14 protein-coding genes and 1 pseudogene are annotated in these 20,300 nt (G+C 68.2%); 8 read left to right on the top strand and 7 right to left on the bottom strand.

Annotated elements, in window-relative coordinates:
- The first annotated feature begins 9 nt into the window (after positions 1-9).
- Entirely contained in the window at positions 10-2,136 is a 2,127-nt protein-coding gene (locus tag ACQP0U_RS21870; protein ID WP_433310080.1) for a PQQ-binding-like beta-propeller repeat protein, read from the top strand.
- A gap of 877 nt (positions 2,137-3,013) precedes the next feature.
- Here ACQP0U_RS21870 and ACQP0U_RS21865 read toward each other — a convergent pair.
- The 3 genes from ACQP0U_RS21865 to ACQP0U_RS21855 form a co-directional block, all read right to left on the bottom strand.
- On the bottom strand, positions 3,014-3,565 hold the full coding sequence (locus tag ACQP0U_RS21865; protein WP_433310077.1) for a kinase: 552 nt from the start codon (positions 3,563-3,565) through the stop codon (positions 3,014-3,016).
- Positions 3,562-4,800, bottom strand: a complete 1,239-nt coding sequence (fxlM, locus tag ACQP0U_RS21860; RefSeq protein WP_433310074.1) for a methyltransferase, FxLD system — start codon at positions 4,798-4,800, stop codon at positions 3,562-3,564. The genes ACQP0U_RS21865 and fxlM overlap by 4 nt, the downstream gene beginning before the upstream one ends.
- 87 nt (positions 4,801-4,887) lie before the next feature.
- Positions 4,888-5,457, bottom strand: coding sequence for an NUDIX domain-containing protein (locus ACQP0U_RS21855; RefSeq protein ID WP_433310072.1), 570 nt, complete (start codon positions 5,455-5,457; stop codon positions 4,888-4,890).
- 140 nt (positions 5,458-5,597) lie between these two features.
- Between ACQP0U_RS21855 and ACQP0U_RS21850 the strand changes: the two are divergent.
- The 4 genes and pseudogenes from ACQP0U_RS21850 to ACQP0U_RS21835 all read left to right on the top strand — a co-directional run.
- Positions 5,598-5,840, top strand: a pseudogene (locus tag ACQP0U_RS21850) (helix-turn-helix domain-containing protein); the annotation flags it as partial.
- Positions 5,841-5,976: 136 nt separating this feature from the next.
- A complete protein-coding gene (locus tag ACQP0U_RS21845) occupies positions 5,977-6,774 on the top strand; it encodes an ABC transporter ATP-binding protein (RefSeq protein WP_433310069.1) in 798 nt (265 codons plus the stop codon).
- Positions 6,771-7,532: an ABC transporter permease gene (locus ACQP0U_RS21840; RefSeq protein WP_433310068.1), complete on the top strand. Its 762-nt coding sequence runs from the start codon at positions 6,771-6,773 to the stop codon at positions 7,530-7,532. The genes ACQP0U_RS21845 and ACQP0U_RS21840 overlap by 4 nt, the downstream gene beginning before the upstream one ends.
- 45 nt (positions 7,533-7,577) lie before the next feature.
- Positions 7,578-8,357 (top strand): MerR family transcriptional regulator, encoded by a 780-nt coding sequence (locus ACQP0U_RS21835; RefSeq protein ID WP_433310065.1) that lies wholly within the window; start codon positions 7,578-7,580, stop codon positions 8,355-8,357.
- A 65-nt stretch (positions 8,358-8,422) separates the two neighbouring features.
- On the opposite strand, the gene ACQP0U_RS21830 is transcribed toward ACQP0U_RS21835, so the two are convergent.
- Positions 8,423-8,869: an SRPBCC family protein gene (locus tag ACQP0U_RS21830; RefSeq protein WP_433310063.1), complete on the bottom strand. Its 447-nt coding sequence runs from the start codon at positions 8,867-8,869 to the stop codon at positions 8,423-8,425.
- Between the two features lie 650 nt (positions 8,870-9,519).
- Here ACQP0U_RS21830 and ACQP0U_RS21825 point away from each other — a divergent pair.
- Together ACQP0U_RS21825 and ACQP0U_RS21820 are read left to right on the top strand one after the other, a co-directional pair.
- Positions 9,520-13,380: a ThuA domain-containing protein gene (locus tag ACQP0U_RS21825; RefSeq protein WP_433310060.1), complete on the top strand. Its 3,861-nt coding sequence runs from the start codon at positions 9,520-9,522 to the stop codon at positions 13,378-13,380.
- A 703-nt stretch (positions 13,381-14,083) separates the two neighbouring features.
- Positions 14,084-15,115 carry a DUF808 domain-containing protein gene (locus ACQP0U_RS21820; protein WP_433310057.1) on the top strand — a complete coding sequence of 344 codons (1,032 nt, stop codon included), beginning with the start codon at positions 14,084-14,086 and terminating at the stop codon, positions 15,113-15,115.
- A 694-nt stretch (positions 15,116-15,809) separates the two neighbouring features.
- Here the strand turns inward: ACQP0U_RS21820 and ACQP0U_RS21815 are convergent.
- The 3 genes from ACQP0U_RS21815 to ACQP0U_RS21805 form a co-directional block, all read right to left on the bottom strand.
- Positions 15,810-16,496, bottom strand: a complete 687-nt coding sequence (locus ACQP0U_RS21815; protein ID WP_433310054.1) for a hypothetical protein — start codon at positions 16,494-16,496, stop codon at positions 15,810-15,812.
- Between the two features lie 211 nt (positions 16,497-16,707).
- Positions 16,708-17,565 (bottom strand): hypothetical protein, encoded by an 858-nt coding sequence (locus ACQP0U_RS21810; protein WP_433310052.1) that lies wholly within the window; start codon positions 17,563-17,565, stop codon positions 16,708-16,710.
- Between the two features lie 301 nt (positions 17,566-17,866).
- Positions 17,867-18,466: a hypothetical protein gene (locus tag ACQP0U_RS21805; protein ID WP_433310049.1), complete on the bottom strand. Its 600-nt coding sequence runs from the start codon at positions 18,464-18,466 to the stop codon at positions 17,867-17,869.
- An 867-nt stretch (positions 18,467-19,333) separates the two neighbouring features.
- On the opposite strand from ACQP0U_RS21805, the gene ACQP0U_RS21800 reads away from it, so the two are divergent.
- Positions 19,334-20,239 (top strand): hypothetical protein, encoded by a 906-nt coding sequence (locus ACQP0U_RS21800; RefSeq protein WP_433309956.1) that lies wholly within the window; start codon positions 19,334-19,336, stop codon positions 20,237-20,239.
- Positions 20,240-20,300 lie beyond the last annotated feature (61 nt).

Below are 20,300 nucleotides of genomic sequence, written 5' to 3'. Positions count from 1 at the left end.
TGACCGCAGATGACGCACATCGACCGGAGGATCGTGCTCAAGGGTGCCGCGGCGACCGCCGTGGCCACGGCGGTGGGCCCTGCCGTCGCTGCACCGCCCGCGGCCGCCGGCGGCAACCACCGACCGTCCTCCGCCGACCTTGCCCGCTTCGATACGCCAGGTGACCAGGACTTTCCCAAGGTCGGCGGCAACCTGGGCAACCAGAACTACACATCGCTGCGTCGCATCGACGGTGTCAACGTCCGACGGCTGCGCGGTGCCTGGGTCAACCGGATCGAGGGTGGCCTCGCCACCGGCAACAGCCAGAGCACGACGGTGGCCGTCGACGGGGTGCTCTACATCGAATCCGCACTCGGCAACGTCATCGCCGTCGACGGCGCTACCGGGCAGACCAAATGGCGCTACGACCAGACCCGTGGCGCGCTGACGCGGCGCGGCGTCGCGGTCGGCGGCGGCTACGTCTACACCAAGTCCAACGAGAACTACGTCATCGCCCTCGACCAGGAGACCGGCCAGGTCGCCTGGGAGCACCAGGTCAACGGGTACGGCAACATCGAGAAGGTGGCCGTCGTCTACCACGACGGACTGCTGTTCTGCGGCACCAACGACGGACCCCGGGGAGCCGCCCTGGCCCTCGACGCCCGCACCGGCACCGTGCTCTGGCACTTCTGGGGCACACCCGGGCCGGGAGAGTTCGGCAACGACACCTGGGAGGGCGACTCCTGGACGGAGGGCGGTGCGACGCCGTGGATCCACCCGGCCGTCGACCCCGAACTCGGCCTCACCTACTGGACGTTCGGCAACGCCCGCGGCAACAACTCCTCCCAGGACGGGTCCGCGCGCGGCGGCCAGAACCTCTTCGCCAATTCGCTAGTGGCGCTCGACCTGCGAACCGGCGCGTACCGCTGGCACTTCCAATCGATTCACCACGACATCTGGGACATGGACAACGTCATGTCACCTGTCCTCGCCGACGTCCGGATCCGCGGACGGAAACGCAAGGTCGTCGTCTACGGCAGCAAGTCCGGCATGTTCTTCGTCCTCGACCGCGTCGACGGCACCGCCCCACTGGGAATCATGGAGCGGCGCGTGCCGCAGGAACCCCGCCAGAAGACGTGGCCGACCCAGCCCTTCCCGGTGCAGGGTCCGTGGACCGAACAGCGGGTCGTCAACCAGCCGCTGGGCACCTCGGTACCGGGCGACCCCAACCGGGCGGTGCCCAACTACGTGCAGGGCGCGTTGTACGACCCGCACTGGGAGACCCCGATCCTGTCGATCCCGGGCCACGGCGGCGGGGCGGACTGGTCGCATCTGTCGTTCAGCCACCGCACCGGCCTGGTGTACACCGGATACGGCTATGTCGCCGCGGCGCACTCGCTCACCGAGAGCAGCAACGGTCTGCGACCCCCGGGCGAATACCAGACCGGCGGCATCGTCGCCGTCGACGTCAGCACCAACCAGGTCAGGTGGAAGCGCCGGATGCCGTACTCGCTGGCACACGGCAACGGCATCCTCACCACCGCCAGTGACCTGCTGTTCATCGGCCAGCCCGACGGCAACCTGCTCGCCTTAAGCGCCCGCAACGGCCACGAGCTGTGGCGCTTCCAGACCGGCGCGGCGATCAGCTCAAGCCCGATCATGTACCGCGTCGGCAACAAGGAATACCTCGCCGTGTACGCCGGCGGCACCAGCATCCCGTACGGCAACTCTGCACCGCGTGGCGACTTCCTCTGGGCCTTCGAGATCAACGGGGACGTCGCGCCCGCGCCCACCCCGCCGCCCCCGGTGATCCGCCGTCCGGTATCCGGGAGCCCGGTCGAGGGCGCCGTCGTCGCGAACACGGTCGTCGTCGGACGGACCTACAATGCCTCCACCGGTGAGATCGGCGTCGCCGAGTCGTTCGCGGTGGCGGGCATGGCCCCCACCCACCTGCGGGTGCCGCTCGGCACGACCGTCACCTTCACCAACCACCCGGGTAACGCCGGTGTCCGTGGTGTGACGCAGTTCTTCGAAGGGCTCTTCGACGTGCGGCTCGCCCCCGGCGAGTCGTTCCGGTACACGTTCGGGCTTCGCGGCGAGTACTTCTTCAACGACCCGGCAAGCCCACGCTCCACCGGTAAGATCGAAGTCTACTGATCGCCGTCGTGCCGCTGGTGTGGCCGTCGGCTGCGCCAGTGGGGCGCAGTGAGGTGTGGCTGCGCTAGTGGTAGGGCGGTCTCCAGAGAACACCGAAGTGGTCAGGCATCGCTGCTCCCCGCCTTCGCTGGCGCCCGCTGTCGTGCTGGTTCGCCAGCCCGGTCGGGGCGGTCACTTTGCGTTGACGTAAGGCACTGGGCTCGTTGCGAGCACGTCGGTGCTGATTCCGCCGGCTGAGACCCGAATCCCACGGGCAAACCTGTGAGTAGGCCTTCCTCGACGGTGACTTCTTCCGGCGGCATCGAAGAAGTCACCACCGCAGCTAGACGTGCGCGAGCTTCACAGTTGCGCCCAGCGTCAACGGTGGTGGGGCAATGGGTGGTGTCGCCCCTCGGACCCGTGCAGTTACCGGACCCGGGACGGCCTTCGGGTCGGACATGCTGACCGCCATCGGCGGCGAGTAGCCCGCGCCGACGGGCAGATGCTGACGACCGCACTGCGAGGCCCCTTGCCGCAGTCGTGCCACGGTCTGCGGCGACGCGACCCCGGTCAGCGGCCTGTCGGCGAGGGCCTCGGCGATGCGGCTGCTCGTCCTCGGGGTCGAGGATCCCGAGGGTCACCATGCGGCGGACCAGGAGGTCCGGATGCGCGCAGCTCGTGCTCGCGCCGGCTTACCCAGTACGGGTCGTCGGTGGTCAATAGCTTCACGATCACCGGTTGGCCGGCGCGGCGGCCGGTGGCGACGACGGCCTTGTGGGTGCGGTGCACAACCCGGCCGATGCCCACCCGTGCGGCAGCGGCACGGGCGATCAGCGCCGGCGAACGCGTCGCCCGCGCCGAGGGCCGGCATAGTCTGGTGTTGCTCTGGGTGGTGCGGTCATGGGACGGCGGGAAGCAGGTCGTTGTCGCGGCCGGTCAACGGCAGGCCGGCGGTGGTGGCGATGCGCTCGATCGCTTGCTCCAGGGTGGTGGTCTCGGAGAGGACGAGTTCGTTGGGCCAGCCGAGGACGTCGCGCGGGGTGTACCAGCTGCGCAGGTTTTCCGGCGACACCTCCGCCGCCATGGGACGCGTTTCGTGGCGCCGCAGGGTCTCGGGTAGCGACACGTCGAGGTAGACGAAGAGCGTTCGCCCGCGGTGCGCGTCGCGCAGCTCGGTGAGCATGCTCCGGTACCGGGCGGTGTGCATGATTCCTTCCAGGATCACGTGGTAGCCGTGATCAAGACAGAAACGAACGTTCTGCGCGATAAGCGTGGGCGCGAGACCACCTGGCTTGTCACGTTCCCTCAGAAGGATCCGCCTAATATGATCTTGGCCAACGAGGGCGCAGCCGCGGCCGTGCCGATACCGCAACTCGCGGGCAATGGTGCTCTTGCCGGCTCCGGAGTTCCCCCGAATGCAGATCAAGATCGGCGATTCCGCGTTGCTCATCTGTCTGTCTCCGGCCAGGTGATCGCGGTCAGCGTGTGGCGGCGGGACACGAGCAGCCGCAACCGCTCAGTGTCGGGCAGTCGCGTGCCGGCCGGGTGCACGGTGATGTCCGGACCGGCGTCGGCCCGGAACTGCTGATCCCAGGCCACTATCAGTTTCATCAAATCGCTGGTCAGCCTGGTGGCCTCGGGACCGAAGCCGTGCCCGCCGAGCTGCCACGTCGTCGTGTCGTGGCGGCGCATGGTCAGGTAGGCGAGGCTGTCACGGGTCAGCAGGGTGGGGCAGAAGAAGCGGTCCTGTGGATCCAGCAGGCCGGCGGTGCGGTCCCGATCGACTCTGAGCACGCCGTACGGGCGAGGTTGACTGGCCAGCCACAGGTGCAGGGTCTCGAGGCAGGTGCCCATGCTCATGTCCAGGGTCACCGGCGAGGACACCTCAACCCGTGGCCCATCAAGGGCAGCGCGGAGGGCCTCGGCGTTGGTGGTGGTGTCGTCATCCAGGGTGAGAACGGCGTCGTCGCCGCGCAGCGGCACCCGGCGGGCCGGGTCCCGGCCGTGGCCTTGCATCGCGACGAAGCCGCACTGCACGGACGCTGTCGCGGCCAGGTGGTCACCTGCCGACTGCAGGGTGAGGCAGCGGGTGTTGCCGCGCAGCCGCAGCGGCACCACCAGCCTGCCGGCTGGTGAGAGCTGACCGGTCCACGCGGGTGGGAGGTCACTGGCCTCGACCGTGACGAGCACCGCGTCCCACAACCCGTCGGCAGGATGGCCGTGGACGCCATCGGCGTGGACCACCTCGACCTGCGGGTAGCCGGCCCGTGCCAGCGCCTCTCGCGCGTGGGTGACGACCTGCACGTCGATATCGACGCTGACGACCGTTCCAGCCGGGCCGACGACCTCGGCGATCAGCGCGGCGTTGTACCCCCCGGAGCCGATTTCAAGAACCCGGGCTCCGGGCCTCAGCCCGGCGGTCTCCAACATGTACGCCTGCAACCACGGCGCGGAGATCGAACTGGTCGCCTTTCCGTCCGAGCCGCGTCGGGTGACGACAACATCATTCGCATACGCGCTCTCAATGCTGGTACCGGCCGGAGCGAACAGGTGCCGCGGCACCGCGGCGAACGCCGCCGCCACCTCCGGTCGGGTGATCCAACCCTGACTGCGCAACTGGTCGACCAGCCGCCAGCGCGCGTCCTCCGCCGTCATCGTCTCGGTCGTTCTGCTCCCAACTGCCACGACATCTCCTCCTCGAACGAATATCAGGTGAGCGGACGGCCGACCGCGACGAGCATCGGCCCATTGGCGGGATGCGGCAGGTCGAGATCAGGAGACCGGCACGCCGTCTTCGAGGTAGCGGGTAGACCCGTCGGCACGCGCTTGAAGGCATTCGCTGACGCGGCGGGCCAGCAACGGCTGTAATCGCTGGCGCGTCTGCGGCGAGGTAGACCACGCCCAACCCTTCAACTCGGCGGGCGGCACGACGATCCGCTGCGCCTGAACCGCGTCGAGGACACCGCCGTCGAAGACGAGCATCACACCGTCGGTGCGGCCGTCACGGGCCGGCACCCAGTCCACGACGAGCAGCCGACCCGGCGTCAGGCTCACGGCGAGCTCTTCGCGGCACTCCCGCACCGCCGCCTGCCACGGCGATTCGCCGGGCTCAACACTTCCTCCGGGAATCTCCCAATCCGTCTTGTAGGCCGGCTCGACCAGCAAAACCCGATCCTGCGAATCGGTGATCAACAGTCCGGCCGCCATCCGCTTGCGCGGAAGACCAGCGGCGAATTCCTGGGAGTCGGAGGGCATGCGGGCACCGTAGAACTCCAGGCAGCCGACACGCCCGCAGCGCCACGCCCCGACAATGTCGGCACATCCCGACACCAGCTCCAACACCCGCCACCTTGACCAGGTTCGGGGACATCTGCTGGCGCTACCTCGCCCCATGATGCGCCGGCTGTCGGCCCCGGAACTTGTCACAGCCAGTCGCTACGGTGAACACGCACCGTGAGCGCTCAATCCGGGGGTGGTGGCCGATGGGCGACAGCGATGAGATCAGTGCTGCGCGCCGGGCGCTCGGCCGTCGCCTCGCGCATCTGCGCAAGGCTGCCGGACTCGCGCAGCACGGCCTCGCCCCTCTCGTGCGGTATGCCCGCAGCTCCATCGCCAGCATCGAAACCAGTCGGCAGCACCCCGATCGGACGTTCTGGAACCGCTGCGACTCGATCCTGAAAACGGGCGGCGCATTGGCGCCGAGTACGACCGCATCATCGAGCTGGACCTTCACCGTCAACGCGCCACGCCGGCAGACACCGCGGCGGCCAGTGGTGACGTGCTGTGGGAGCCCGAGGAATGCATCACCGCCCGCCGGTCGGCTTGACCCTGACGCTGCGTCAACCCTCCATGCTGGCTGCCATGACCATCCCACCAACAACAGATCAGGTTGAGCAGGCCGCGATACACGTGGACGGCCTGGAGAAGTCGTTCAAGGATGTGAAGGTCCTGCGCGGCGTGAACATCGACGTGGCACGGGGCAGCATCTTCGCCCTGCTCGGCTCCAACGGGGCGGGCAAGACCACGGTGGTGAAGATCCTTTCCACGCTGCTCAAGGCCGACGCGGGGTCCGCCCAGGTCAACGGCTTCGACGTCGCGGCACAGGCCGCCGAGGTACGCGAGTCGATAAGCCTCACCGGGCAGTTCGCCGCGGTCGACGAGATCCTCACCGGACGGGAGAACCTCGTCCTGGTCGCCAAGCTGAGGCATCTGAAGGACCCGGGTGCCATCGCGGACGACCTGCTGAGGCGCTTCTCGCTGACCGAGGCGGGCTTCCGGAGGGTGGCGACGTACTCCGGTGGCATGCGCCGCCGCCTGGACATCGCGATGAGCCTCATCGGGAATCCGCCGGTCATCTTCCTCGACGAGCCGACGACCGGGCTGGACCCGGAGGCGCGCATCGAGGTATGGCAGGCCGTCAAGGAACTCGCCGAGGGCGGCACGACCGTGCTGCTCACCACTCAGTACCTCGACGAGGCCGAACAGCTCGCCGATCGGATCGCGATCCTGCACGAGGGTCGAATCATCGTGAACGGCACCCTCCATGAACTCAAGCAGCTCCTGCCACCTGCTGAGGTCGAGTACGTCGAGAAGCAGCCCACCCTCGAGGACGTCTTCCTCACTCTCGTCGGCGCCAAAACGGACAAGGAACAACGATGAACAAGCATTTCCTCGGCGACACCGCCGTCCTGCTGGGACGGTCACTGCGCCACATCGCCCGCAGCCCGGACACCATCATCACGACCGCGGTCATGCCGATCGCCTTCATGCTGCTGTTCGTCTACGTCTTCGGCGGCGCGATCGAAACCGGTACCGACTCGTACGTGAACTACCTGCTGCCCGGCATCCTGATCATCACGATCGCCTCGGGCATCTCCTACACCGCCTTCCGGCTCTTCATGGACATGCAGGGCGGCATCTTCGAACGGTTCCAGTCCATGCCGATCGCACGATCCTCCGTGCTGTGGGCGCACGTCCTGACCTCGCTGGTCGCCAACCTGATCTCGATCGTCGTCGTCATCGGCGTCGCCCTGATCATGGGCTTCCGTACCGGGGCGGGCGTGGAGGGCTGGCTCGCGGTCGCCGGCATCCTGGTCCTGTTCACCACGGCGCTGACCTGGATCGCCGTGATCCCCGGCCTCACCGCCAAGTCCGCGGACGGCGCGGGCGCGTTCTCCTACCCGCTCATCTTCCTGCCGTTCGTCAGCTCGGCCTTCGTGCCCACCCAGTCCATGCCCGGCCCGGTACGGGCCTTCGCCGAGCACCAGCCGGTGACCTCCATCGTCAACGCGATCCGGGACCTGTTCGCCCGGCAGCCGATCGGCAGCGACATCTGGATCGCCCTCGCCTGGTGCGCCGGCATCCTCGTTCTCGCCTACCTCTTCGCCACCGCCACCTACCGTCGCAGGGTCTCCTGAGCCGGTGCCGACCAGAGTTGGAGCAACTGCGGGCAGGATCAGAGGATGCTGACGATCGGTCAACTCGCGGCGTACGCCGGCGTCACGGTGCGGGCGGTGCGGCACTATCACCAGATCGGGCTGCTGCCCGAGCCGGAGCGGGACGCATCGGGCTACCGACGGTACGGGGCGACGGCGGTCGTGTCCCTCATCAAGATCCGCACTCTCGCCGACGCCGGCGTGCCACTGTCGCGGATCAGTCGGATGCTCGAAGCCGACGCATCAGCCTTCGCCGAAGCGATTCGGACCATCGACGACCACCTGCGCGACGAGATCGAACGGCTGCAGACCAGCCGCGAACACATCGCACAGCTGACCGCCGGGGACAGCCTGGCGCTTCCACCGGAGGTGGCCGCCTATCTCGACCGGCTCCGGGGCATCGGGGCGTCAGAGCGGATGGTGGAGGCCGAACGGGACGGGTGGATCCTCGTCGCGGCGCGCTGGCCGGACCGCATCGTCGACTTCATGCCCGGCAAGACCGCCCACCTCGACGATCCGCAGGTCGTCCGGCTCTATCGAGTGCTGTCGGAGATCTTCGACGATGACGTGCAGGATGACCCGCGCCTGGCGGAAGCCGCCGACATCATGGCCTGCCTGGCAGAGCAGGCGTACGCCTCGGGCGAGGGCATGCCCGCCGACGAGGTCGACGACGATCTCCCGCACGACCTGATCGACGCCCTAGCCGTCGAGTCCGACCCGCGGGTGGAGCGCCTGCGGGAGCTGATGCGCGAGCGCGGCTGGTCCGGTTGGAACCGGATGAAGCGGCTGACCGAGCCGCCCGACTGACCTGCCGGCGCCGCCCGCGAGGCCGGCGACGACCACTGCCGTCGCGACGGCAACCATAGGATTCTTCATGAGGCGGTCACCGCCTCGGCGGTGCGCTTGAGTCGGTCCAGCCACATGGCGAGGGTCGTGTCGAGGCCTTCCTGGAACGACGCAGGGTCGGCATCGACAGGCGGGCCTGCAAAGGACTCCTCGGTCGACACCTCCACACCGTCGCCGGCCGGAGTGAGCGCCCAGACGTGGATGCCGAGGACGCCGTCCGGCCCGTCTCCGTATCCCCGCCACACGAGGCGTTCCCGCGGCCGTACCTGAACTATCGTCGACTCGATCTCCATGCCTGCGGCCGACCAGCGGACCGCGGAGCCCGGGGCGAGTGGACCCGGTGTTTCCACGTGTGCGTACGGGATTTCTGGCAGCCAGGTCGTCCATGCGTCGATGTTCGTGAGGATCCGCCACACGGCGTCCGCCGACGCGGTCACCGTGACGCTGTGGCGGCGGACCACCGGGGCCGACACGTCATGCCGGCCTCGTCGCTGTCCGTAATGCTCTCCATCGTGAACGGCCTTGAACGGCACCCGACAGCCAGTACTCCGGCGAGTACGACCAGATCGGCAGGGGGGCCGCGCGGTACGCGGCGAAGTCGCCAGCATCGGCTTGGGTGGCGGTGATCCCGTTGAGCCCAGCAGCGGTGATACCCATCCGGGCGGCGGCCACGTCGCGAGGGTCGTACTCGATGAGCTCTGCGCCGCCGCGCGCTCGCCGACCGGGGCGGACTTCGGCAGTCGGATTTCACGACGGTCGATGGAGCCATTGTTGGACGATGATGAATCTGTTAACTTTTCCAAACCCCCATGAGAGAGCGCTCTCCCGAGAATAGAGGTCAAAGAAGATGGCGGCGCTGCACCCCTGACCAGCCACCGTCAACAGCCGCTCACGTCCACCCACCCCCACCCGACCCCACCCCCATCCCCATCACGGCGCCGCGCGACCGTCACTGAGTCGCGACGTGCCGACGACCCTTCACCGCCGGGACAGACGCGACACCGCTGTGCGCGTCCCGGGACCTACCCGCGGGGCCGCCTACCGCGGCCACGTTCGAGACGTGATCGGCGCACGTTTCGGCTACTTCCTCACGAGAGGTAACCAACCGATCATGATTCGAAGAATGCTGCTAGTCGTCGCTCTTGTGCTGGCCGGGATGGGCGTCAACGTCGCCCCGGCATTCGCGGCCGACTTCTCGGTGCTGGTCTTCAGCAAGACTGCGGGGTTCCGGCATGACGCGATCCCCGCAGGGATCGCTGCGATCCAGCAACTGGGCACGCAGGGCAACTTCACGGTCGAGGCGACCGAGGACGCTGCCCAGTTCACCGACACGAACCTGGCCAGGTTCAGAGCGGTCATCTGGCTGTCCACGACCGCCGACGTGCTCAACTCGACCCAGCAGGCCGCGTTCGAGCGCTACATCCGCGCCGGCGGCGGCTATGTCGGCGTGCACGCCGCCTCCGACACCGAATACGACTGGCCCTGGTACGGCAACCTCGTCGGCGCCTACTTCTCCAGCCACCCCGCGATCCAGCCGGCCACCGTCCGCATCGAGGACACCGCCCACCCTTCAAACGCGGGCATCCCGGGGAACTGGAACCGCACCGACGAGTGGTACAACTACCGCACCAACCCCCGCTCGCAGGTGCACGTCCTCGCGAATCTCAATGAGGCCACGTACACCGGCGGCACCATGAACGGCGACCACCCGATCTCGTGGTGCCGGCCCTACGACGGCGGCCGCTCCTGGTACACCGGCCTCGGCCATACCCAGGAGAGCTACACCGAGGCCAACTTCCGCACCCACCTGCTCGGCGGCATCAGGTACGCCGCGCAGAACGTCGGCAACTGCTCGGTGCAGGCCCCCGTCGGCACGTTCAACCAGGTGAACCTGGCCAAGGGCGTGGCGGAGACCGGTGAGCCGATGGGCCTCACCGTGCTGCCCAACCGGGGTGTGCTGCACACCTCGCGGAACGGCGTCATCCGTTACACCGACGTCAACGGCAACACCAAGGTCGCCCTGACGCTGCCGGTCTACAGCCACGACGAGGAGGGTCTGCAGAGCATCAAGGCCGACCCGAACTTCGCCAGCAACCGCTGGGTGTACGTCTACTACGCGCCGCCGCTCAGCACGCCGGGCGGCGACGCTCCGTCCACCGGCACGGCGGCGCAGTTCGCCCCGTTCAACGGCTCCAACAAGCTGGCCCGGCTCACCGTGCGAGACGACAACACGATCGACCCGGCCTCGCTGGTGACGATCCTCGACGTGCCGACCAGCCGTGGGCTGTGCTGCCACGTCGGCGGTGACATCGACTTCGACGCCGCCGGCAACCTTTACCTGTCCACCGGTGACGACACCAACCCGTTCGACTCGGCCGGGTCCGCACCGATTGACGAGCGGGCCGACCGCAACCCCGCCTACGACGCGCAGCGCACCTCGGCCAACAGCAACGACCTGCGCGGCAAGGTGCTGCGGATCAAGCCGGGTGCGACGGGCGGCTACACCATCCCAGCCGGCAACATGTTCGCCCCGGGAACGGCGAACACCAGGCCCGAGGTGTACGCCATGGGCTTCCGCAACCCGTTCCGGATGAGCGTGGACAAGGCAACCGGGGTCGTCTACCTCGGTGACTACGGCCCCGACGCCGGCTCTGCCGACCCGCAGCGCGGGCCGGCGGGCACCGTCTCGTTCGAGCGGATCACCCAGCCGGGCTTCTACGGCTGGCCGTACTGCTCCAACTACAACACCCCCTACCAGGAGTTCACGTTCCCCAGCGGGCCGTCGTCCGGTCCGTACAACTGCGCCGGTGGGCCGACGAACAACTCCCGGAACAACACCGGTATCACCACGCTGCCGCCGTCGCAGGCGGCCTGGCTGCCCTACGGCGGGCAGGGGCCCTGGCGGCCCGAGCTGGGTGGGGGCGGGCCCATGGGCGGTCCGGTCTACAACTTCAACCCGGCGCTGGCCTCCGACGTGAAGTTCCCGGCGTCGTACAACGGGAAGGTCTTCCTCGGGGAGTTCACCAGTCGCTGGATCAAGGCGGTCACCTTGAACGCCAACGGCACGGCCGGCGCGATCGAGCCGATCCCGTGGTCCGGAACCGCGATCATGGACTTGGAGTTCGGGCCTGACGGCGCCCTCTACGTGCTCGACTACGGCACCACCTGGTTCGGCGGCGACGCCAACTCGGCCCTCTACCGGATCGAGTACAACACCGGCGGCAACCGGGCACCGATCGCGCAGATCAGCGCTACCCCGTCCTCCGGCGCGGCGCCGCTAGCCGTGCAGTTCAGCTCGGCGGGCAGCAACGATCCGGACGGCGACCCGATCACGTACGCCTGGGACTTCACCAGTAACGGCAGCACCGACTCCACGGCGGCCAACCCGACGTTCACCTACCCGGCTAACGGCGAGTACACCGCGACGCTGACGGTACGGGACCCCGGCGGCAGAACCTCGACGGCCAGTACCGTCATCGGGGTCGGCCGACCATCCATCGAATTGATCACACCGGCCGACGGATCGGTGTTCCAGTTCGGCGACCTGGTGCCCTACGAGGTGAGGGTCACCGATCCGAACGCCGGCACCATCGACTGCAACCGGGTCCAGCTCAACTACATCCTCGGCCACGACAGTCATGGTCACCCGATCACCAGCAAGAACGGCTGCACCGGGTCGATCCAGACCACGGTGGACGGTGAGCACGACGCGTCCGCGAACATCTTCGGGGTGCTCGCCGCGGTGTACACCCCGGTCAGCGGGGTCGCGGTCCAGGACCAGCACGTGCTGCAACCGCGGACCCGGCAGGCCGAGCACTTCGGCACCATGAACGGCGTCCAGCTCGCCGCCAAGCCCAGCGCCCACGGCGGCAACGCCATCGGGTACATCGAGAACGGCGACTGGATTTCCTTCACGCCGTACAACCTGGCCGGCGTCACCGGTATCAAGGCGCGGGTCGCCTCGGCCGGCGTCGGTGGCACGCTGACCGTGCGGGTCGACTCACCGACCGGCCCGGTGGCCGGCACGGTGCAGGTCGCCCCGACCGGTGGCTGGGAGACGTGGGCCGACGTCACCGGGACGATCAGCCCACCGGCCGGAACGCACCAGCTGTACCTGGTGTTCACCGGCGGCGCGGGATCCCTGTTCGACATCGACGACTTCACGTTCACCTCCGGCACCACGCAACCGCCGTCGGGGAACCTGGCGTTGAACAAGCCGGTGACGGCGTCGAGCACGGAGTCCGGAACCTTCCCGGCCTCGGCTGCGGTCGACGGTTCGCTGACCACCAGGTGGGCGAGCACCTTCAGCGATCCGCAGTGGATCCAGGTGGACCTCGGCCAGTCGACCTCCATCGACCGGGTCAAGCTGACCTGGGAAGCGGCGTACGGCTCGGGGTACCAGATCCAGACGTCGGCCAACGGGACCACCTGGACCACGGTCCGGACGGTGACCGGCGGCGACGGTGGGGTGGACGACAACACCGCGCTGGCCGCCACGGGTCGTTACGTGCGGATCAACGGTACGGCCCGCGGCACGGCCTGGGGATACTCCCTGTTCGAATTCGAGGTCTACGGCGGCGGCGTCGTACAGCCGCCCTCGGGCAACCTGGCGTTGAACAAGCCGGCTACCGCGTCGAGCACCGAGGCGGTCGCCTACCCGGCCTCCGCCGCGGTCGACGGTTCGCTGACCAGCAGGTGGGCGAGTGCCTTCGCCGACCCGCAGTGGATCCAGGTGGATCTCGGTCAGTCGTACCCCATCAATCGGGTCAAGTTGACCTGGGAGGGGGCGTACGGCTCGGGGTACCAGATCCAGACGTCGGCCAACGGAACAACCTGGACCACAGCCCGGACGATCACCGGTGGCGACGGTGCCGTGGACGACAACACCGCGCTGGCCGCCACCGGCCGATACGTGCGGATCAACGGCACGACCCGCGCCACAGTCTGGGGCTACTCGCTGTTCGAGTTCGAGGTCTACAGCTGATCGGGTAGACCGCGCACGATGGGGCGCAGGGACCTTCGAAGGTCCCTGCGCCCCTGGTCTGTCCCGGCCATCGCCACATGACGGGCGGCGGTGGGCGGTGCCGCTTCCGTCGCCGCGCGCGGTGCGGTGGCGCACGCGCCGGTGGCCAAGCCGGCGTTCGGCGACGGCGCGACGGCGTCCCGCAGGCGGCCGGTGAAGAGCTCACCCGCGGCGAGCCGGGCGGCCGATCCCTTCGTCGGTCAGGGCTACATGCCCAAGAGTCGTGGTCGTCCTGCGCCATGAGGCAAGCCGAGGCGCCCGCAGCGCCCGGTGCGTGGATTGCGGTTGTCCGATCGGCTGATGCGTGACGCGGTGACGATCGTGCTGAATAAGCCGGCGGCGGGAAACTATTTCCCCGGCGTACCCTGATCGCCGGCTCCGCCGCGCGAGGTACATGGCGTCGCGGCGCCGCTCTCGTCCCCGCGTCCGGCGATCCGCCGTCGTTGGTGCGCGCACGGTCTCGTGCGGTCGCGCTTCCGCCTCAGTTCACTCCGATCCTGCGCACCTGGGCATCGGGCGCGGTGGTGGCGGGTCGCCGGCCGAGCGCGATAGCCGCTCACCTCGAGCTCGCCCGATATGCGACCGGGCGGTGGCGTGCCGCGCGCAGGGACCTGAGCGAGAATGGTCCAGTTCGAATTCTGCGCAACCCTGGAAGGACCCTCCCTTGGCCGGTGGACTCGTAGCCCTGCTGGATGACGTGGCGGTGCTGGCCCGGGCCGCTGCCGCGTCGATCGATGACATCGGGGCGGCCGCCGCGAAGGCCGGCGCCAAGGCTGCGGGTGTCGTCGTCGACGATGCTGCCGTCACGCCGCAGTACGTGCGGAGCCTGGCGGCCGAGCGCGAGTTGCCGATTATCAAGCGCATTGCCGTGGGGTCGCTGCGCAACAAGTTCCTCATCATCCTGCCGGCGGTGCTGCTGCTCAGTCAGTTCGTGCCTTGGCTGCTCACTCCGATCCTCATGCTCGGCGGCGCCTACCTCTGTTACGAAGGCGCGGAGAAGGTGTGGGCCAAGGTCGCGCATCATGATGCCCACGGCGCGGGCGAGGAAAAGGTGCAGGACGAGACGACACTGGTGTCCGGGGCGGTACGAACCGACCTGATCCTCTCGGCGGAGATCATGGTCATCAGCCTCAACGAGGTGATCGATGAGGCGTTCTGGTCCCGCCTGGCGATCCTGGCTGTCGTCGCCGTCGTCATAACCGTCCTGGTGTACGGCGTGGTGGCCCTGATCGTAAAAATGGACGACGCCGGGCTGCGCCTGTCGCAACGTTCCGGCGCCGTCGCCACGTTCGGCCGCGGTCTGGTGAAGGCGATGCCGGCGGTCCTCACCGTGCTGACGGTAGTCGGCACCGCGGCGATGCTGTGGGTGGGCGGGCACATCCTGCTGCTAGGCACGAACGAGCTGAACCTGCACTTCCTGTACGAGGCCGTGCATCACGTGGAGGTCGCCGCCCACGACGCCACGGGTGTTCTCGGCGGGCTCGTCGGCTGGCTCGTCAACACGGTGGCCAGCGCGATCCTCGGGCTGATCGTCGGAGCGCTGGTCGTGCTGGTCATGACTCTCACGCTCCACCGCCGCAAATCCAAGGCTGCGACTGCGGCGGCCACGACTCGTGCTGACGGCACCATCCCCGCGCCGCCGAGCCGTGCAGCTCGGCGTCTCGACGCTCCTACGGACCGAGCGCCGCGCGGTTGACCGCAAAATCACCGCAACTCGACCAGGGGGTCTGACCCCAGCCATGGTGCTCAGCGCCAATGCGGCGCGGTGTAGGTCCGGCGTTGGTCGAGGAGGCTCCGAGACTCGGGCTTGTCAGGCCGTCAGGCAGGTGCCGAGGCGTGCCAGAGGCGAAGTGCTCGGTCCCGAAGGGCTGGGAGAGTCTGCGCGAGTCCTTCATGTCGGCCAGTACGTCGCGCAGATCCCGGGTGGGCCAGCCGGCGTCCAACCAATCGAGTGCCAGTGTCGGCCAGTAGCTTCCCCATGCAGTGAGCGCGAACCGCACGAGGGCGGGAAGCGGTGTGTCGGTGACAGGCACGTCAGACAGCTCCGCACTGACGTCGCTCGGGGTGCGCTCCAGCAGTGGCAACAGCCACACGAGTCGGTCCCCGGCCGGGTAGACCAACCCATCGTTGGAAGGGCTCCGATCCCACCCGCAACGCGGTGGCCAGCTCGTCCTCTATGTTGGCGCCTTCGGCGGACCCGAAGGCGTCAGCGTCGGCGCCCTGCGAAGGCGGTAGGGCGGCGTCCGCACATGCCGAGAAAAGTGCGCGCCTTCCAGGCTCGTACTCGAGGCGCACCGCGATGCCGCCGAGCGGGCCTCAGTGCGGTGGGACTCTGCCGTGCGTACGCGTCCGGACACTCGTCACGCCGGGATGGGCAGTTGGGGGACTGGTCAGAATGGTCCCCACAGGTGGCGGCGTTTCCACCTCTCGTCGCCGGCCCGGAACTCCTGCAAGAGCCGCAGGGCTGCTTCGCGGTCGGTGGTCTGGCACCGGAAGTGTCGGTCGATAGAACCTTCCTGATACTCCAGTGCGTATGTCCCGGCGGGTACTCCGGCAGCGTCGCCGTAGCCAACCTGGACGAACCATCCGTCGGCGCGTTCGAGAATCACGTAGCCGTTGTCCTTGCCGACTTGGCCGATGATCCATTCCAGTCGCCGCGCGTCGGGGTCGGGCATCGTCGGCAAGCTCTCCGACGAGAGCGTAAAGAGCGCTGCGTGGCCCGGCGCGTTCGGGTTGACGACGTGGTAGCCCGGTTCGTAACAGATCAGGCCGTGCTCGGCGGCGAGCGTCAGGACGGCGGCACCGACCTCGCCCGCCCGCGACCAGACACACGAGACGGTCAGAATCGCGTCGGAACGCTCGGGCGTCATGCTCCACACTCCGAGCCGGTCGACGTCATCATCGCCGAGACTCTCCAGCGGTGGGAAGCGATCGAGCAGTGCGTCATAGAACCGTCCCACGGCGGGATGCGGGACGAACATTTCCGGTACGCCGTCGCCCCAGCGCTCCAGCTTTGCTCGCGCCTCGGCGGCAGTAACCGGTTGGTCCTCGTGCCAGACGTACAGGTCAAAACTCACCGCAACCCCAAGTGCCCCAGCCAGATCGGCGACGACAGCCTAGGTCCCGCGACCGTGCCCGAGAAACCCGTGCACGGGTCCGCGGCCTACCGGCCGCAACGCTCTGTCAATGGACGCGGCGGGCCGAGCGTTCCATGGCGGCGACATGCGCGGGCGATGACGGCTGCGCGATCTACGTCAACGAGCGGCGCGCCGTCCGAACGTTCGACGACTATCGGAGGGCGTCGGCCGCACGTGCTGGTGGGAACAGTTGACGCAGCGTCGGGCCGATGGCCGTGGCCAGTGTGCCGTCGTCGCCGGAGTGCATGATCAGGTTGATCACCCCTGTCGCAATGTGTCCGGTGCGGGTTTCAGCAGCCGCGGCCGCGACGTCGGGCAGGCTGAGGTCGGCGAGTAGCTGCCGTACCAGGACGCCTTCACCCCACAGGGCCTCGGCGGGGATGGGAAGCCGGCCAAGCCAGGACAGCAGGGTCGCCGCCCTGGCGGTGGGTGAGGGCATGGCGGCGGTGAGCCTTCGACGGACGTCGTCGACGTGCGCATCGGACAGCTCGCCACACTGCTGGCCGGTGGCAGCGACCAACACAGAATGCAGCACGTCCGGAACCCCACGCTCGGTTAGATACCGCTCGCCTTTCTTACCGGCGGGCCGGAACTGCGGACGACCCTCGCGCAGGTTCAGCAGGTCAGCCAACGGTGCCAGGAAAGAGGTCAACTGATTCGGCACTCCGTGTCCGGCCAGAAACACGTGCAGCGCCGCGGGATCCGCCACGACGAGGTCGTTAAGGAACCGCGATCGCTCCCAGCTGACCGAGCCGTGGCCGTGAAGACCTGCGCTAGCGAGCACGTCGCCCGTTGCGTCGCGGAGCACGATCGTCGGCCCACCGTGACAACGGCAGATGTCACCGGTGAAGCGACCTGTCGTGGTTAACTCGCGCGCCGCCTCGACAGACACAGCGTCTGGCAGCTCGGCCAGAACTGCACGACCGCACAGGGGACCGGCATCCTCACCGCCCTCGACGATCTGCACGCTGCGTGTTCGAGACCAGACATGGTCAAGCCACTCAATCATCGCTACCTCCCACGCAGACCGAGCGGTCATCACAGCCGCCCTTACGCTCACCGCCGGGCTGGGACGTACCACACCCATCTGCCGCTGACGGCGGCCAGCAGCACTGCCAGGTGAAAATAGCTCGGTCGAACCGTCGGGCAGGGTGTCGTCAGGCCGGATGAGCGACTAGAGCATGTCGGCGTCGCCCCACATCACGTTCGCGCCGCCACAGTTCGCCCGGCCTGCTTGCACCGCTCAACGACGGCCAATCATTCCTTCGGGACGAAGGGGTTGTCCGGGGTTGGGTTCCGGCGCTCTCCGACTATCTCGATTGGGTCGATGCGATCCACGGGTGCCCGGGGACGAGGGCGCTCTCTAGCTTCCGCGGGTCGATGCTCCAGTGACCTGCGAGCGTGAGCACGGTTTCCTCGTCCGGCCAGGGCGAAGTCTCGTCATCGTCGTCCCACGGTTCGTCCTCGTCGTAGGCGGCGCCAACCCCGAGCGTGTGCTCTTCGATCGTGCGCTCGCCTACGTCGAACAGCACCTCGCCGCGTTCGCCGAGATAGGCGAATGCTCGTTCCACAACGCCGCCTCTGGCACGCCCCCACCCGTGATAGTCGACGACACGATGGGTCCCGAAGTACTGCACCTCACCCAGTACACGGCTCAGCGCCGCCAGCCAAGCGGCGAATCGGTCGTCTTCGGGTGCGGGAACGTCTGTCGAAGCGGCGAGCGTCCACCGGTCGAGCGGCGGTGTAAGAAGCCAGTTGCCGTGGTCGTCATAGGCCGCGGCGACCGCATCGCGCCAGGTGGCGGGAGTGCAACGGCTGAGGTTCAGTGCGGCAGCGACGGCGTCGGCACCCCGGTCGCGCATAGCGAGCCACTGAAGTTTGTAACCGAAGCCGAGCACGGCGTCCGTCATGGCGTCATCGTAAGTGGTTGCAAAGACTGCCTCGCACCACCCACTCACGGCTTCGCGACTTCGCGAGGCTGATCAGAATCGTTACGGCGTCCCGCACCTGCATGCGTGAGCCGCAGCCGCAGGGAGCCGTTGAGGAGGAGGCAGGGTGGACATCTCGTGGAGCGCTTCGTCCCCGACGTCTGGGACGTTCGTTTCGCCTGAGCGCTCGGGTGTCCCTGACCTTGTGGAGCGGTTCAGTGAGTTACGTGCCCAGGGGCAGGGTTACCTCGATCCGGGGCGATGCCGGGTTCCCCGTATGCGCGCTGGGGTTCAAGGGGTCTGCGGCGGTGGTCCATCGCGGGTCTGGCGGTGAGCTCTGCGAAGGCAGCTCCGGGCACTGCCGACGCCCTCGGTGTCGCGCCGACGATGTCCCCAGGGCGATCACATCGGCTGCTTGCAGGACCCGACGGCGATCGCCGCCCGGCTGCGCAAGGTGTTCACGGAGGACCGGGACCCTTCTGAAGATCACGATTGCGCCCCGATCGTGAACCGGGGCCTGACCGGCCGTTGACGGTCCAGTGGATCTTCCGCTCTGCTGTGCGCGGGCAGGTCGCCCGGATCGGAGACACCATTATGGAATCCACGGCACCGGGACCGGTACCCGTTACGCCGCCGGGACGGCGCCGACTACGGAAGTGGTTGGCGGCCGCTCTGGTCGGGGTGCTGACCGGCGGGGCCGCCGGGGTGACGGTCTGGCGAACCAGCGCTACCCGGTCACCAGCACTGGCCAAGGTCGCCGCCCCGGTAACAGCCCGGGAACTCCTCGCCGGACTGCCCGACCGGTTGCTGCCGCCGGCCACCCCGACTGCCCTGCCCAACGATCGGGCCGTGGGACGGGGAGCCCTGCTCTATCAGATCAACGACCCCGATGCCCTCGACATGAGCGGCGCGTTGCCCCGGTGGCCGATGTACCTGGTGACCGCTTCCGGTGAACAATTCAGCGTCGGGCTGGCAGGCATCGTGGGGGCCAGTCAGGCACTATCGCCGGACGGGCGGTGGTTCGCCCAGCGCCGAGACGAGCAATGGTGGATCCGTGACCTGACCGGGACCACGGAACGGGCTGTCCCGCCGGGGTACGAGTTGCGTCAGTGGTCGACCGACGGGCAATCGTTGCTGCTGGGGCAACCCTCCGGTGCTGATGAGGCGTACTCAGCGATCACCCTGCCCGGCGGGGAGGTGCGCCTACTGGCGTTACGCGGGACGCCAGGTCGCCGTACGCTGGCATTCCTCGATGGGCGTGAGCTCGTCACCGCAGAGGTCAAGGTCGGTTTGAACGCGCGACCGCGCCGCCAGCTCACCATCGCGATTCAGGACGTCAACGGCGGTAGTGCCCGCTCGGTGTCGCTGGCCACGACCCATCAGGTCGGCCCCGGAGATATCCGCAACGCGTTCGCCCCACTCGTACGCGGTGGCGGCGATCCGCCGACGGCGTGGGCTTTGGTAACCCCGCAGGAGGAACTCCCGTCAGGCAAGCCGGCGAGGAAGCCGACGGTGCCCCCAATGACGTTGGTAGGGGTCGATTTGCGCTCCGGTCGATCGGCCGGCCGGATCGACCTCGTGGTGCTCCGGGGTGGCAGGGCTGAGACTTTCCTAGGTCTCGCCGGTACCGAGGTCATCCTGCAAGACTTGGCAGTGGGTGCGGGTGAGCTGGTCGCCGTCAATCCGGTCACCGGCCAGCGTCGGGTGCTGACATCGCTGCCCCACCGTACGCGGGTGATCCTTCCCGGCGACTAAGGGCCAGAGAGTGAGCCAGTGGGCGCGGCCGGTGCTGGAGCGCTGTCACGAACAGCCCGAC

The organism is Micromonospora sp. CA-269861 (genome assembly GCF_050948505.1).
Taxonomy (GTDB): Bacteria; Actinomycetota; Actinomycetes; order Mycobacteriales; family Micromonosporaceae; genus Micromonospora.
The sequence above is the reverse complement of the archived record's forward strand: the minus strand, read 5'-3'. Positions and strand labels throughout refer to the sequence as shown.